We start from the raw sequence: 14,056 nt of genomic DNA on the forward strand, positions 1-14,056 counted from the left end.
CGGAGGGGACCTTGCCGTCCTTCTCGTACTCGACGCCCTTGTGGACGAGGAGGGTGGCGTCACCGCCGTCGTCGAGGATCATGTTCGGGCCGCCGGTGGGGCTGTCCGGCCAGGTCAGCGCCTGCTCGGTGCACCACCAGTACTCCTCCAGCGTCTCGCCCTTCCAGGCGAAGACGGGGATGCCCTGGGGGTTGTCCGGCGTGCCGTTCGGGCCGACGGCGATGGCGGCGGCCGCGTGGTCCTGGGTGGAGAAGATGTTGCAGGAGGCCCAGCGGACCTGCGCGCCCAGGGCGGCGAGGGTCTCGATGAGGACGGCGGTCTGCACCGTCATGTGCAGGGAGCCGGTGATGCGGGCGCCGGCCAGGGGCTGCGCGTCGGCGTATTCCTTGCGGATGGACATCAGGCCGGGCATCTCGTGCTCGGCGAGGGTGATCTCCTTGCGGCCGAACTCGGCCAGGGAGAGGTCGGCGACCTTGAAGTCCTGTCGGTTTTCGACAGTCGTCATTGCGAGCTGCTCCTCGGGGTTGGGGCGAGGTTGGGTACGGCTGGTCTGCGCGGCGGCGGACACAGGGGTGCCCGAAAGAGGACACAGGCATGCCCGCGTACGCGCAGCGCAGTCCGTCGGAGGCCCTCTCTCCCTCGGTCGGTCCGCGGTGGGACCGCCCGACCGCCATCAGCAGCGACGTCTGGCTCGGTTCCAAGCTACACCGGTCGCCCCGGCGGTCCCCAGTCCACCATCGAACACATCAGGCCGATCACGCTGTGTTGCGGGTGGCGGACGGCCGTTCAGTGGCCGGCGGGGTGGGGGGCCGGGCCGCCCGGTGTCGCTTCGCGGTCCGGGCCCTTGGCGGCCTCGGCCTCGCTGTAGATGTCCGGTTCCAGGTAGATCACGCGTGCGATGGGGACCGCGGCGCGGATGCGGGCCTCGGCGGCGTTGATGGCGGAGGCGACCTCGGCGGCCGTGTCGTCGTGCTGGACTGCGATCTTGGCGGCGATCAGCAGTTCCTCCGGGCCGAGGTGGAGGGTGCGCATGTGGATGATGCCGGTGACGGTGTCGCCGTCGACGATGGCGGCCTCGATCTTCTTGACCTCCTCCAGGCCCGCGGCCTCGCCGAGCAGGAGGGACTTGGTCTCGGCGGCGAGGACGAGCGCGATGGAGACGAGCAGCAGACCGATGCAGACCGTGCCGATGCCGTCCCAGACGCCGTCGCCGGTGAGCAGGGCCAGGCCGACGCCGCCGAGGGCGAGCACCAGACCGATGAGCGCGCCGAAGTCCTCCAGGAGGACGACGGGCAGTTCGGGTGCCTTGGCGCGGCGGATGAACTGCGACCAGGAGAGCTTGCCCCGTAGTTCGTTCGACTCCTTGATCGCCGTCCTGAAGGAGAAGCCCTCGGCGAGTAGCGCGAAGACGAGAACGCCCACCGGCCAGTACCAGTGCTCCACCTCGTGCGGGTGGCGGATCTTCTCGTAGCCCTCGTAGATGGCGAACATGCCGCCTACCGAGAAGAGCACGATCGAGACGAGGAAGGCGTAGATGTAGCGCTCGCGGCCGTAGCCGAAGGGGTGTTGCGGGGTCGCCTCGCGCTCGGCCTTCTTGCCGCCGATCAGCAGCAGGAACTGGTTGCCGGAGTCGGCGAGCGAGTGGACACCCTCGGCGAGCATCGAGGAGGAGCCGCTGAAGGCGAACGCGACGAACTTCGATGCCGCGATCGCGAGGTTGGCGCCGAGTGCCGCCACGATCGCCCTGGTGCCGCCTGACGCACTCATGTGTCCGCGTTGTCCCTTCGCCCTCGTCCGTCCGGCCGGTGTCGGCCTTTGCCCGTCCTTTGCCGGTGGGCCATTCTTGCAGTCCCGCCCGGCACTGACGTCTCAGGTATCCACAACCCCGGTCATACGATCACAGTGGCGCGGAAAATCGTGCCCGCACCCGTCACCTCGGCCTGTTCGCCCGCCGGGACGAACACCGACTGGCCGGGGGCCAGTTCGTACTCACCGGCCCGTACCGAACCGGCCGTGCACAGCAGGATCTGGGGGGTGGCGCGGGTGAGGTCGTGGGTCGTGCCGCCCTCGGGGAGGACGTACCGCGACAGCCGGAACTCGTCGATGGGGGTCTCGTAGACCTCCTCGCCGTCCGGGGATGCCTCGGGCCGCAGCACGCCCGGGTCGCTCGCCTCGAAGCGGACGATCCGGAGGAGTTCGGGGACGTCGATGTGCTTGGGGGTCAGTCCGCAGCGCAGCACGTTGTCGGAGTTGGCCATGATCTCGACACCCAGGCCGTTGAGATACGCGTGCGGGATGCCGGCGCCCAGGAAGAGGGCCTCGCCCGGCTGCAGACGGACGTGGTTGAGCAGCATCGCCGCGATGACGCCGGGGTCGCCCGGGTAGTGGTGGGCGATATCGGCGTAGGGGGCGTGCTCGCCGCCCAGGCGGGCGCAGGCGGCCGCGGCCTCGGTGACGGTGTGGCGCATCTCCTCCGGGTCGGCGCTGAGGATCGCCGTGAGGACCTCGCGCAGGGCGGCGTCCTCGGGGTGGGCGTGCAGCAGGTCGACGTACGGCTTGAGGGAGTCGACGCCGAGGCCGTCCAGCAGGTCGGCGGCCCGGAGCGGGTCGCGGAAGCCGCACAGGCCGTCGAACTCGGTGAGCGCGCAGATCAGTTCGGGCTTGTGGTTGGCGTCCTTGTAGTTGCGGTACGGGGCGTCGACGGGAATCTGGCGGCGCTCCTCGTCCTCGTAGCCCTCCTTCGCCTGCGCGAGGTCGGGATGCACCTGGAGGGAGAGGGGGGCGCCGGCGGCGAGGATCTTGAGCAGGAACGGCAGGCGGGGGCCGAACTTGGCGACGGATCCCGGGCCCAGTTCCTTCTCCGGGGCCGCGTCGATCACCTCCACCAGGGTGCCGCGTGGGGTGCGCGAGGGGGCACCGGGGTGGGCGCCCATCCACATCTCCGCCTGGGGTTCACCGCTCGGTTCGACGCCGAGGAGCGCGGGGATGGCGGTGGTGGAACCCCAGGCGTAGGGGCGGATGGTGTTGTCCAGGCGGTCCATGCGGTTCTCTCTGCCGGTCGATCGGTACGCGCGTGCGTGCACGGCTGCGTCAGGGCGCAGGCGTCAAGATCAGGCCCCCGAGGCGAGCGCCAGGTAAACGGCGGCGAAATCGGTGATGGCGATCAGTTCGGCGAGCGTCTCCAGTTCGCCGCCCTCCTCCGGCTCCAGCTCGCTGATCGGCGTGTCGTGGCTGAGGGCCAGGTCACGGGCGGCCGGGGCGGCAGTGAGGCCGCCGATGGGGCGGTCACGGAGGAGCACCACGCGCGCGTGCAGCGCGGGCGGCTCCTCCACACGGTCGCGGAAGAAGTCGTCCGGATCGGCGCTGGCGGCGAGCGGGCCGGCCAAGAGGGCGCTGTGCGCGGCGAGCGCCTCGGGGAGTTCGGCGACGACGGCGGGGGTGCCGGAGAGTTCCGCGAGCGCGGCGGCGAACCGACGCCCGGCCGGGCCCGCCGAGGTGCCCTCGGTCCATACGACCGGCAGTGCGTCGGCGAGTTCGGCGGCGAGGGTCTTCGCGGGGTTGCTGTAGGTCGCGATGGCGGGGCCGCAGCGCTCGGCGACCTGGTCGAGACGGTCGGCGACCTTCTCGATCGCGTCCGCCGGGGCGCTGAGCAGACCGGTGCGGTCCAGGAGCGCGAGCAGGGGCGTCAGCAGCGCCCACAGCACGCCGGGGGCCGAGGCCGCGAGGGGCTCGTCCTGGTCGTACGGGGCCGTCGCCATCGGTACGAAGAAGCCGTGTGCGCCCTCCACCGCCTCCGTGAGGGGCGTGCGGGCGGGGGCGACGGCGACGACCGTGCAGCCCCGGCGGTAGGCCGCGTCGGCGAGGAGGGACAGGCCTGGTTCGGTGCCGTCCGGGGTGGCGATCAGGAGCAGGTCGACCGAGCCGGCCCAGCCGGGGAGCTCCCAGCGCAGGGCGCCGGCCGCGGGGGCGACGCCGGTCGGGGCGAGGCGGATGACGGGGCTGCCGGGGCCGGCGAGGGTGCCGAGGAGGTCGGCGGCGTGGGTGGCGGCGGCGCCGGGGCCCGCGATGAGCACTGCGCGGGGGCGGCCGTCGGGCTTGAGGTCGTTGACGCCGGCCTCGGCGGCGTGCCGGGCGGCGGTACGGACGCGGGCGCCGGCCTCGGCGGCGCCGCGCAGCAGGCCGCGGCGGTCGGCCTCCGACAGGGCCTCGGGGGTGTCGAGCAGCGATTCGTCGAGCATGGGGCGGCGGCCTCCGATCGCCGGTGACGTTGTGCCGGCGGCGGCTTGGCGGGTGTGTGGGCGGGCGTCCTCGGGTTGTCTGCCGGGGGACGCCTTGGTGTGGCTTGTTTGCGGCTTGTGTGCAGCTTGTGTGCGGCTGTCTTCGGCTTGTCTCTGTGGCCGTCTGTGGCTTGCTTCGGTTGTCTACGGCTGTCGGTGGCTTGTTGCGGTTTGTCAGTTGTGCGGGCGGCGGGGCTGTCGAGTGTGTCGGCGGCCCGTCGGGTACGTCGGCTGCGGGCTGTTGGGTAACTCGGGTGCGGGCTGTTTCGCTCGGGGTGGCGGAGGCTCGTTTCCCACACTGGTTGCGGTCTCGTCCGCTTGCGTCGGGGCGGAGATCGTCGCTCGCGTCGGCGGCGGGCTGCGGCGCTTGGAGGCGGCGCTGGTCGTCGGCTGGTGAGCGGGTCGCCTCTGCGCCGGCTTTACGCGGGGCGGCGGGCCTCGTCGACGAGGAGGACGGGGATGTCGTCGCGGACCGGGTAGGCGAGGCCGCAGTCCTGGCCGGTGCAGATCAGCTCGGTGTCCTGCTCCTTGAGGGGGGCGTGGCAGGCCGGGCAGGCGAGGATCTCCAGGAGGCCGGCTTCGAGCGGCATGGGGTGTCCCTTCGGGGCGGGTACGCGTGGGCGTGCGGGTCGGTGTGCGGGGTGCGCGGATGTGCCTGGTCAGGGTACCGCCGGTGGGGGCGGGGTGGCGGGGGTTGGTGCGGGTGGGTGGGGGTGCGGGACTGGTTTCTCGCCCCCGCCGCCCCTACCCGTCCCATCCCCAGGGGCTGCCGCCCCTTCGACCCCGCCCAGGGGGCTCCGCCCCCTGCACCCCCGCCGGGGCTCCGCCCCGGACCCCGATCGGCCCTTCGGGCCTCGTCCTCAAACGCCGGACGGGCTGGATGATGCGGACCCGCGTCACACGCCCGGCGGACGGAATGGCGAGGACCGACGTCAAGCACTCGACGGGCTGAATGAAGCCGACCGGCGTCAAGCGCAGGGTCACTCAGGTCAGCCGGAGAAGGTCGGTTCAGGCTCTGATGATCGCCAGTACCTCGTCCCGCACCTTGGTCATCGTCGCCTCGTCCCTCGCCTCCGTGTTCAGCCGCAGCAGCGGTTCCGTGTTGGAGGGGCGGACGTTGAACCACCAGTCGGTGGAGGTGACGGTGAGGCCGTCGAGTTCGTCGAGGGTGACGTCCTCGCGGGCGCCGTACGTCGATCGGATCGCCGCCAGGCGGGACTTCTGGTCGGCCACCGTGGAGTTGATCTCGCCGGAGCCCACGTAGCGGTCGTATGCGGCCACGAGCGAGGACAGGGGGCCGGACTGGCCGCCCAGGGCCGCGAGGACGTGCAGGGCCGCCAGCATGCCCGTGTCGGCGTTCCAGAAGTCCTTGAAGTAGTAGTGCGCGGAGTGTTCGCCGCCGAAGATCGCGCCCGACGAAGCCATCTCGGCCTTGATGAAGGAGTGGCCGACCCGGGTGCGGACCGGGGTGCCGCCGTGCTCCTTGACCACCTCGGGGACCGACCACGACGTGATCAGGTTGTGGATGATCACGCCCTTGCCGCCGTTCCTCGCCAGTTCGCGCGCGGCCACCAGTGCCGTGATCGCGGACGGGGAGACCGGGTCGCCGTGCTCGTCGATCACGAAGCAGCGGTCCGCGTCGCCGTCGAAGGCGATGCCGAGGTCGGCGGACTCCTCGCGCACGCGCTGCTGCAGGTCGACGAGGTTGGCCGGGTCGAGCGGGTTGGCCTCGTGGTTGGGGAAGGTGCCGTCGAGTTCGAAGTACATCGGGACGACGGTCAGGGGCAGGCCCTCGAACACCGTGGGCACGGTGTGGCCGCCCATGCCGTTGCCCGCGTCGACCACGACCTTCAGGGGGCGGATGGAGGTCAGGTCCACGAGGGAGCGGAGGTGGGCCGCGTAGTCCGTCAACGTGTCACGCTGTGTGATGGTTCCCGGTGACGCGGCCGTTTCCGGCGCGCCCGACTCGCTCCACTCCTCGGCCAGTTCGCGGATCTGGACCAGGCCCGTGTCCTGGCCCACCGGTGCCGCGCCCGCCCGGCACATCTTGATGCCGTTGTACTGGGCCGGGTTGTGCGAGGCCGTGAACATCGCTCCCGGCAGGCCGAGCGCGCCCGAGGCGTAGTACAGCTGGTCCGTGGAGCACAGGCCGATCTCGGTGACGTCGGCGCCCTGGGCCGCCGCTCCGCGCGCGAAGGCGCGTGACAGGCCCGGCGAGGACGGGCGCATGTCGTGGCCGGTCACGATCGCGTCCGCCCCGGTGACGCGGACGAAGGCGGCGCCGAAGAGCTCGGCCAGTGTCTCGTCCCACTGGTCCGGGACCACTCCGCGTACGTCGTACGCCTTCACGATCTGCGACAGATCAGCAGCCACGGCCAACCCTCCTGAAGTCCTATCGGTCGCCCACAAACTACCCGTAGCGGATGACCGGGTGCCGTCCGGTCGTCGCGTAGCGCAATCCGAGCCGTTGGCTCGGGTCAGAACCGGGTGCGGGCGAAGGACGCGGGCGGGAAAACGCCCGGAGGGGGAAACCGGAGGAGGGTCTGGGGAGTCCCGAGCGGAACCGTCCCCGGGAGTCGGTCAGTTGTCCGGGGAGCGCAGTACCCGCAGGTGGCCGCGGCGCGCGACCTCCATGGGGTCCGCAGAGCGGGCCCCGCCGCCGCCCGCCTGGGCCGCCCGTTCCTGCGGACGGGCCGCCTCGCGCACCGCGTTGGCAAGCGCTTCCAGGTCGTCGCCGCTGGGGCGGGCCGGGGCGGAGCCGTCGAGGAGGCGGACGACCTCCCAGCCGCGTGGGGCGGTGAGGCGCTCGGAGTGCTCGGCGCACAGGTCGTAGCAGTGGGGTTCGGCGTAGGTGGCGAGCGGGCCGAGGACCGCGGTCGAGTCGGCGTAGACGTACGTCAGCGTCGCGACGGCGGGTCGGCCGCAGGCGGTTCGCGAACAGCGACGTACAGGGCTCACGACGTTGGACGGTACCGCACTCTTGAGCGGGCCGCGACGACTCTCCCCCAGGTCACCCCACCGTGTCGTGCTGTGAATCGCCCCACACACCTCTTCCGGCACCCCCCGCTGACCTGCGGGGACATCCGTTCACAGGGCATCGACCGCCCCCTCGTACGATCAACACTCCGTACAAACACCGTCATTTGCCTCGACATCGACGGTCTCGGAGAGATACGGAATCGAGCCCAACCTTGGCTGGAATGGTCATCCTGAGACAGGGCTTACCAGGCCCCCGGGACCGTCCGGTATGCCGTGTGGGGTCGGGCGGCCGGTCCGCGCGGGGACTACGCTTCACCGGTGATGGACAACCCCGTAACGCCCCGGGCCGCCGCCCCCGGGCCCCGTCGTCGTGACCGCCACGGCCGCGGCATGCGCGGGCCGATCGCACCGCCCCAGGTGCCGCTCGCCGCGAGCCGCGCCGACGCGTTCGCCGATCTGGTGCAGGACTCGGTGGAGCGCCTGGAGCGGCGCTGGCCCCAGCTCGCCGACATCGATTTTCTCGTCCTCGAGGTGCCACGTCTGGACGGCCCCGGGCAGAGCTGGAACGACGAGGCGGTGCCCCTGGGCGGCACGATCGCCGCGCGCGAGGGACGTCCCGCGCGCGTGGTGGTCTACCGGCGGCCGGTGGAGATCCGCACGAAGGGGCGGGACGAGCGGGCCGCCCTGGTGCACGAGGTCGTCGTCGAGCAGGTCGCCGAGATCCTGGGGCTGACCCCCGAGACGGTCGATCCGCGCTACGGCGAGGACTGACCCCCGCCGCCCGCCTACTTCTGCAGCACCGACAGGTCCTGGTCCGTCTGCGGTACGGCGACCGTCCCGCGGTCGTCGGGCAGCGTCTGCACGGTGAAGCCGAGCACGCCCCCTTCCGTCGCCGCCAGGGTGCGCGCGGCGTACACGGGCCCGCCGGACACGGGCTCGACCGTCAGCGCGTACGTGCCCTTCAGGCCGCTCGGGACCGGGGCGTCGACGTCCTGGGTGGTGCCGGCCTTGATCGTGTACGTCTTCGAGACCGCCGTACCGCCGTCGCTGCCCGCCGAGGCGGTGACCTTCACCTGCGCGGTGCGGGTGGGCGCGGTGATGGAGAGGGTGGTGCCCTTGCCGCTGTTGTCTGCGGACGTCGCGCGCGTGCCGACCGGCGCGGTGGCCGGGATGAACGCCGTCTCCTGCTTGGCGCCCTTGCCCCGTACGACCTTCAGCGCGGCCACGACCGGCACGGACTGGCCGGTGGGCGTGAGGATCAGGGAGCCCGCCTCGCCGCGGGTGACGTCACCGAGGTCGGCGGCGGTCGTCATGCCCGCCTTGACGTGCAGCGTCTCGTTGCCCGCCGGGGTGATCGAACCGCTCGGGGAGGCGAGGCGCACCTTCAGGTCGGCGTCCGCGTCGCCGGGCGTGAAGGCGATCAGGCGCACGGACGTGGCGTCCTTGGGGATGCCGGGCAGGACGAGGCTGCCCGCGGGGTCGCCGGCGGCGGCCAGCCAGTCCCCGCCGGCCTTGTCGTCCAGCGCCTGCACGGCGGCGCCCAGCCGGCCGCTGCGGACGTTCACGTGGACGGTGAGGTCGGTCTGCTTCTCGTCGGTGAGCGTGGACAGCAGGATCGGCTCGCTGGAGTGCGGCGGGACCGTGATGCCCTCCCCCACCGTGGACTTGAGGTCGCCGTCCTTGCCGTAGAGCCCGATGTCCACGACGGCGGCGGAGTCGTCGGGGTTGGTCAGGTGCACGTAGTCGGTGCGGCCTACGGCGGTGCTGGCGCCCGGGAACCAGAACTCGGTGTCGGGAGCGGTGCAGTTGACGCCCTGCAGGCCGCGCCCGTTGCCCGCGGCGACCTCGGTGGTCTCCTGGACCGTCCAGCCGGGCGCGAACTTCCCCTCGGCCGTGCCGACCAGACCGGGAGTGTCCGAACCGGAGGCGTCGGCCGTGACCGGAGTGCCGGGTTCCTTGGGGGTGAGGGTCGGCGCGCCGGTCTTCTTGTTTCCGCCCTTCTTGGCGCCCTTCTTGTCGCCGTTCTTGCCGTCCGTCTTGCCGGTGCCGCCCGTCCCTTGGGCCGACTGCCCGGAGGCGGCCTGGAACGCGGCCTTGCCGTCGCTTCCCGTGCCCTTGGTGACGGGCGTGAAGGACGTGTACGAGGTCTCGGCGAGGTCGGAGGTGCTGGGCGCCGGGCACAGCAGTGAGGTGCGCTCCACGGGCAGTTCGGCGGCCGCCCTGGCGGTGTCCGTGCCGGAGGCGCCCGGCGCGGACAGCGAAGCGAAGCCCGTGACGGCGGCGAGCGCGGCGGTCCCGGCGATCAGGGACAGGGTGGTGCGGTTCACTGCTGACTCCCGTCGGGGCGCTCAGGGGCGTGCGGCTGCTGCTGCGCCGGGTCGTACGCGGGGTCGTAACCCTGCTGGTACGTCGGGTCGTAGGCGGTCTGGTCGTACGTCCCCTGGGTCTGGCCGCCGTAGCCGTACGGGTCGTACTGGCCGCTCTGGTACGGGTCCGCCTGGTACGTCTGGTCGTAGCCCGCCGGGTACTGCTGGGCGCCCTGGTACTGCTGCTGCTCGGCGTAGTCGCCGTACTGGGCGCCCGCGTAGGTCGCCGGATTCCATTCGTCGTAGGCCTGCTGCTGCGGGACCGCGACCGGGGTCTCCTCCTGCGGAGGAGACGGGAACTCCTCGCTCTGGTCGGCTTCCTCGGCCTCGGTCTCGGCCTGGGCGCGCAGGCGGCGGGCGCGGCGGCCCTCGCCGGCGACGGCCTGGGCGGGGATCGACGGCTCCTCGGGGAGGTCGTCGTCGACGTCGCGGCGCCTGCCGGGCAGGGCGAGGACGACGAGGACGACGGCGAGGGCGCCCTGAGCCCACAGCCAGGCGGTGTGGGTGATCGGGGCGTCGTAGGTGACGTCGAGGCGGCCGCCGGAGGCGGGGAGCTGGAAGCCCTGGGCCCAGCCGTCGACCGTGGTGCGGGTGAGCGGCTTGCCGTCGAGGGTGGCCGTCCAGCCCTCGGCGGCGGTGTCGGCCAGGCGCAGGACGCGGCCGTCGGGGCCGGCGGGGACCGTGGTGTGGATGTCGACAGGTCCGGCGGCGACGGGCTGCGGGGCGCCGGTGCCGGAGACGATGGTGGCGCGCGCGACCTCCTGGTCGACCCGCCACAGTGCGCCGCCGCCCTGCTGGCTCAGCCGGGACAGACCCGGCGTGGCGTCCAGGACGCGGGTGATCTCGCGGGGTGCGCCCTTGTGGACGAGGACGTAGCGCACGGCGAACTTGCCGAGCTGGTCGGCCTGGTCGGCGCCGGAGCCGGCGACCAGGTTGGCGACGACCTTGTCGAGCTGGGCGTTCTCGCCGTCGGCCGCGGCCGTCTCGGCGTCGCCCATGCGGGCGCCGGAGCCGCGGACCAGGGTGTAGCCGACGCGCGCGGTGGAGTCGCTGTCGAGGACGAGCGTGCGTGCCTGGTCGCGGGTGCCGCTCTCCTCGGCGACGAACGCGGGCACCTGGGTGGGGTCGCGCCGTTCGACCGGGCCGTCGGCGCCGCGGAGCATCCAGCCGCCGGCGATCAGCAGCGGGCCGGCGAGCGAGGCGAAGGCGATCAGCGCGGCCACCGGCTGGCGCCAGCCGAAGCTCTGCTCGGCCACCCGCGCGCGGGCCCCGTCGGCGCCGAGGGCGGCGGCGGCGAGCAGGGCGATGCCGTAGACGAGGGTCGCGGGTCCCGCCCAGGTCGAGTCGTTGGACAGGACGGCGAAGACCAGGCCCACCAGGGCGACCACCCAGGCCGCCCAGATGCCGGACTGGCGCTCCGAGCGCAGCAGGGCGGCCAGCGCGGCCAGCACGATGCCGATCAGCATCAGTCCGCTGACCGTGCCCGGGCCGCCGGGGCTCGCGCCGAGCAGGTCGAGGGCGGAGGCGGCCGAGGGGCCGTAGTCCAGGCCGGCCTCCTTGAAGAAGCCGGACGGCAGCAGGGTCAGCGACCAGGGGGCGAGGACCAGCAGGGGCGTGCCCAGCTGGGCCAGGAAGCGCAGGCCGTGGGCGGTGATGTCGTTGCGGCGCACGGCGAGGACCGCGACGCCCAGGATCAGGGCGATCGGCCACACGATCGGCGTGAAGGCGGTGGTGATCGTCAGCAGCAGCGCGTACGCCCAGGTGGCGCGCCAACTGCCGCGCGCTCCGGAGGTGTTCGCCAGGCCGCTTGCCGCCACGCCCGCGCGGGCGACGAGCGGCAGCAGGACGGCGAGTACGGCGGTGCCGATGCGGCCGCCGGCGAGGGCGCCGGTGGCGGCGGGCAGGAAGGCGTAGACGACGGCCGCCCACGCGCGCAGCAGCCGCGACTCGATGAGCGGACGGGAGGCGAAGTAGGCGGTGAAGCCGGCCAGCGGCACCGAGCACACCAGCAGGACCGTGACGGCGAGTCCGGTCGAGCCGAACAGCACAGAGGACAGCGTCGCCACGATCGCCAGGTACGGCGGCGCGGACGGGGTGCCTCCGGCGCCCACCGCGTGCCAGGCGTCGAGGTAGCGCGACCACAGCTCACCGGAGTCGCCCGGCGCGGGCAGCAGGGCGCCGCCGGAGAGCGCGCCGCCGGCGAGCAGGTCGCGGCAGGCGATCAGGGAGACGAACAGCAGGACCAGGAAGAGCATCGGGCCGGGCGCGCGGGCGACGCGCTTGAGGCGGGCGAACTGCTCGATCTCCAGGAAGTCGGCGTCGTCGCCGCCGGGCCCGGACTCGATCCCGCCGCCGTGCCGTCCCGCGCCGGAGGTGGCGTCGGGGTCGGAGCTGCCGAAGAGGTCGCCGGCGACCTGCTCGACGGTGGCCCGCACGGTCGCGCCGGGCGGCGGGAACAGCGCGCGCAGCTCGCCCTTGTCGATCTGCGGCTGACCGCGCCTGCGCCGGCCGGCGATGATCCGCTCGGGCCGCAGCAGGGTGCCCAGCAGGCCGCGGATCTCGTCGAGGGCCTGTCCGGGGACCTTGCCGACGAGATAGGCGACGGTACGCACGAGCGTGCCGAGCACCAGGCGCAGCAGCACCCAGGGCAGCGCGGCCGTACGCGCGTTGACGAGGAGGGTGTAGGCGGCGCCCGCCTTGTCGACCATGTGCGGGGAGGCGGCGCTGCGGCCCACGCAGTCGACGGTGCGGCGCTCGCGGGAGGCGGCCTCGGCGTGCCGTACGACCGCCTCGGGGGCGACGAGGACGCGGTGGCCGGCGGCGGTGGCGCGCCAGCACAGGTCGACGTCGTCGCGCATCAGCGGCAGCCGTTTGTCGAAGCCGCCGAGCTGTTCGAAGACGTCGCGCCGGATCAGCATGCCGGCGGTGGACACCGACAGCACGGACCGGACGTGGTCGTGCTGGCCCTGGTCCTGCTCGCGGCGGTCCAGGCCGGTCCAGCGGCGGCCGGAGTTGGCGATGGAGACGCCGACTTCGAGCAGCTGGCGCTTGTCGTACCAGCCGCGGAGCTTGGGGCCGACGACGGCCACGTCGTCGCGGCCGAGCTCCAGTTCGTTCTCCACGACGCGCAGCAGCCGGGCCAGGGCGTCGGGGTCGGGGGCGCTGTCGTCGTGCAGCAGCCACAGCCACTGGACCGGCTCGCCGTGCGGCAGCTCCGGCATGTCGTAGGCGTCGTCGCGCCAGGTGCGGGTGACGGGGTCCCAGCCGCTGGGCCGCTTCAGATAGGGCAGTTCGTCCGGGGTGAGCACGGGGGCGGTCCGGGCCGCCTCCTCGACGGCCTGGCCGAAGCCGGTGCGGCGGGCGAGGTGCAGCACCCGGTCGGCGCCGAGGGCCTGGGTGACCAGCTGGGCGGAGTCGTCGGCGCTGCCGGTGTCGGCGGCCATGGCGAACTGGACGGGCCGCTCCTGGCCGAGCAGCCCGGCGAGCGCGTCGGGCAGCCAGCGGGCGCCGTCGTGGGAGACGAGCACCGCGGTCACCACGTGACGCGGGAACTCAGGCGTGGCAGCGTCGTGTTGGGCTGCCGTGTGGCTGTGCACGGACATCGAGGTACGGGCCCCGGTTCGCTGGACTGCGGTGGACGTCTGTGCCCGGTGGGGGCAGCGAGGCGTCTCGGACGAGCGACCACACTATCGGCTGGGCACAGGGGCGGCCCGCCGCCTGTGGATAACCCACCTGCGACGGGCCGTTCGGTTGCGTGGGGAGTGGGGGCCGTCGGCTCAGACGGCCGCCTTCTTCAGGCGGCGTCGCTCCCGTTCGGACAGGCCGCCCCAGATGCCGAAGCGCTCGTCGTTGGCGAGGGCGTACTCGAGGCACTCGGAGCGGACCTCACAGGCGAGGCAGACCTTCTTGGCCTCCCTGGTCGAGCCGCCCTTCTCGGGGAAGAAGGACTCGGGGTCGGTCTGGGCGCACAGCGCGCGCTCCTGCCAGCCGAGTTCCTCGTCCGCGTCGTCGACCAGCAGTTGCTGCACCAGCTCGGTCATGTGCGCCCCTCGTCTGTCTTTCGCGTCCCCGTGATGTAGCCGTTACCGATTCCGGCTGAACGACACGAGTGAAATTACAAGTGTGCTGCTCCGGGCGAGTCAAGCCGAGATCTGCTATTGGGCCCCTTATTCACTCTGCGGAACCAAGGCCATGCGGAAAGTGTTCAAATCGGCATAATCCTTGACATGCAGACGAGGCCCCCGAGGGCCTACGGCCCGTACAGAGCCTTGTACGGGGAAGGACGCCCGGATGTTCGATCTCGTTCCACGCGCATCCCGAAGCAAGCCGGATCACAGTCGGATCACGGGATCACAACGAGGCTTGTGCGCCCGGTTGTGCGCCATGTGTCCCCGAGGACGCCAGCACAAACCTTTCACCTCTCAGATGAACCGG

General features: G+C 72.5%; 11 protein-coding genes. 1 reads left to right on the forward strand and 10 read right to left on the reverse strand.

Annotated features, from left to right (window positions below):
• The 7 genes from ACWCQ1_RS27620 to ACWCQ1_RS27650 all read right to left on the reverse strand — a co-directional run.
• A partial coding sequence (locus ACWCQ1_RS27620) for an adenosylhomocysteinase (RefSeq protein ID WP_451027610.1) occupies nucleotides 1-505 on the reverse strand: 505 nt, incomplete at its 3' end.
• A gap of 281 nt (nucleotides 506-786) precedes the next feature.
• Nucleotides 787-1,767: a cation diffusion facilitator family transporter gene (locus ACWCQ1_RS27625; RefSeq protein ID WP_133046007.1), complete on the reverse strand. Its 981-nt coding sequence runs from the start codon at nucleotides 1,765-1,767 to the stop codon at nucleotides 787-789.
• 122 nt (nucleotides 1,768-1,889) lie between these two features.
• On the reverse strand, nucleotides 1,890-3,041 hold the full coding sequence (gene manA, locus ACWCQ1_RS27630; RefSeq protein ID WP_451027611.1) for a mannose-6-phosphate isomerase, class I: 1,152 nt from the start codon (nucleotides 3,039-3,041) through the stop codon (nucleotides 1,890-1,892).
• A gap of 69 nt (nucleotides 3,042-3,110) precedes the next feature.
• Nucleotides 3,111-4,238, reverse strand: coding sequence for an SIS domain-containing protein (locus ACWCQ1_RS27635; RefSeq protein WP_133046005.1), 1,128 nt, complete (start codon nucleotides 4,236-4,238; stop codon nucleotides 3,111-3,113).
• Between the two features lie 458 nt (nucleotides 4,239-4,696).
• Entirely contained in the window at nucleotides 4,697-4,867 is a 171-nt protein-coding gene (locus ACWCQ1_RS27640) for a Trm112 family protein (RefSeq protein ID WP_133046004.1), read from the reverse strand.
• A gap of 418 nt (nucleotides 4,868-5,285) precedes the next feature.
• The gene (locus tag ACWCQ1_RS27645) at nucleotides 5,286-6,650 is read right to left on the reverse strand and encodes a phosphomannomutase/phosphoglucomutase (RefSeq protein ID WP_451027612.1); all 1,365 of its coding nucleotides are present in this window, start codon (nucleotides 6,648-6,650) and stop codon (nucleotides 5,286-5,288) included.
• A gap of 207 nt (nucleotides 6,651-6,857) precedes the next feature.
• Entirely contained in the window at nucleotides 6,858-7,235 is a 378-nt protein-coding gene (locus tag ACWCQ1_RS27650; protein WP_308286699.1) for a DUF3499 domain-containing protein, read from the reverse strand.
• 342 nt (nucleotides 7,236-7,577) lie between these two features.
• Here ACWCQ1_RS27650 and ACWCQ1_RS27655 point away from each other — a divergent pair, with 342 nt between their 5' ends.
• Nucleotides 7,578-8,027 (forward strand): metallopeptidase family protein, encoded by a 450-nt coding sequence (locus ACWCQ1_RS27655; RefSeq protein ID WP_133046030.1) that lies wholly within the window; start codon nucleotides 7,578-7,580, stop codon nucleotides 8,025-8,027.
• Nucleotides 8,028-8,041: 14 nt separating this feature from the next.
• On the opposite strand, the gene ACWCQ1_RS27660 is transcribed toward ACWCQ1_RS27655, so the two are convergent.
• From ACWCQ1_RS27660 to ACWCQ1_RS27670, 3 genes are all read right to left on the reverse strand, one after another.
• Nucleotides 8,042-9,583 carry a DUF5719 family protein gene (locus ACWCQ1_RS27660; RefSeq protein WP_451027613.1) on the reverse strand — a complete coding sequence of 514 codons (1,542 nt, stop codon included), beginning with the start codon at nucleotides 9,581-9,583 and terminating at the stop codon, nucleotides 8,042-8,044.
• Complete coding sequence (locus ACWCQ1_RS27665; protein WP_451027614.1) at nucleotides 9,580-13,224, reverse strand: glycosyltransferase; 3,645 nt, start codon at nucleotides 13,222-13,224, stop codon at nucleotides 9,580-9,582. Before ACWCQ1_RS27665 ends, ACWCQ1_RS27660 begins: the two co-directional genes overlap by 4 nt.
• Nucleotides 13,225-13,398: 174 nt before the next feature.
• Nucleotides 13,399-13,662: a WhiB family transcriptional regulator gene (locus ACWCQ1_RS27670; RefSeq protein ID WP_003975777.1), complete on the reverse strand. Its 264-nt coding sequence runs from the start codon at nucleotides 13,660-13,662 to the stop codon at nucleotides 13,399-13,401.
• Nucleotides 13,663-14,056 lie beyond the last annotated feature (394 nt).

The sequence above is a fragment of the Streptomyces sp. NPDC002144 genome (assembly GCF_053593695.1).

What these genes read in the sequence shown, in the direction of transcription:
- ACWCQ1_RS27635 (WP_133046005.1), bottom strand. Translation starts at nt 4,238, where the DNA reads ATGCTCGACGAATCGCTGCTCGACACCCCCGAGGCCCTGTCGGAGGCC.
- manA (WP_451027611.1), bottom strand. Translation starts at nt 3,041, where the DNA reads ATGGACCGCCTGGACAACACCATCCGCCCCTACGCCTGGGGTTCCACC.
- ACWCQ1_RS27665 (WP_451027614.1), bottom strand. Translation starts at nt 13,224, where the DNA reads ATGTCCGTGCACAGCCACACGGCAGCCCAACACGACGCTGCCACGCCT.
- ACWCQ1_RS27670 (WP_003975777.1), bottom strand. Translation starts at nt 13,662, where the DNA reads ATGACCGAGCTGGTGCAGCAACTGCTGGTCGACGACGCGGACGAGGAA.
- ACWCQ1_RS27640 (WP_133046004.1), bottom strand. Translation starts at nt 4,867, where the DNA reads ATGCCGCTCGAAGCCGGCCTCCTGGAGATCCTCGCCTGCCCGGCCTGC.
- ACWCQ1_RS27655 (WP_133046030.1), top strand. Translation starts at nt 7,578, where the DNA reads ATGGACAACCCCGTAACGCCCCGGGCCGCCGCCCCCGGGCCCCGTCGT.
- ACWCQ1_RS27625 (WP_133046007.1), bottom strand. Translation starts at nt 1,767, where the DNA reads ATGAGTGCGTCAGGCGGCACCAGGGCGATCGTGGCGGCACTCGGCGCC.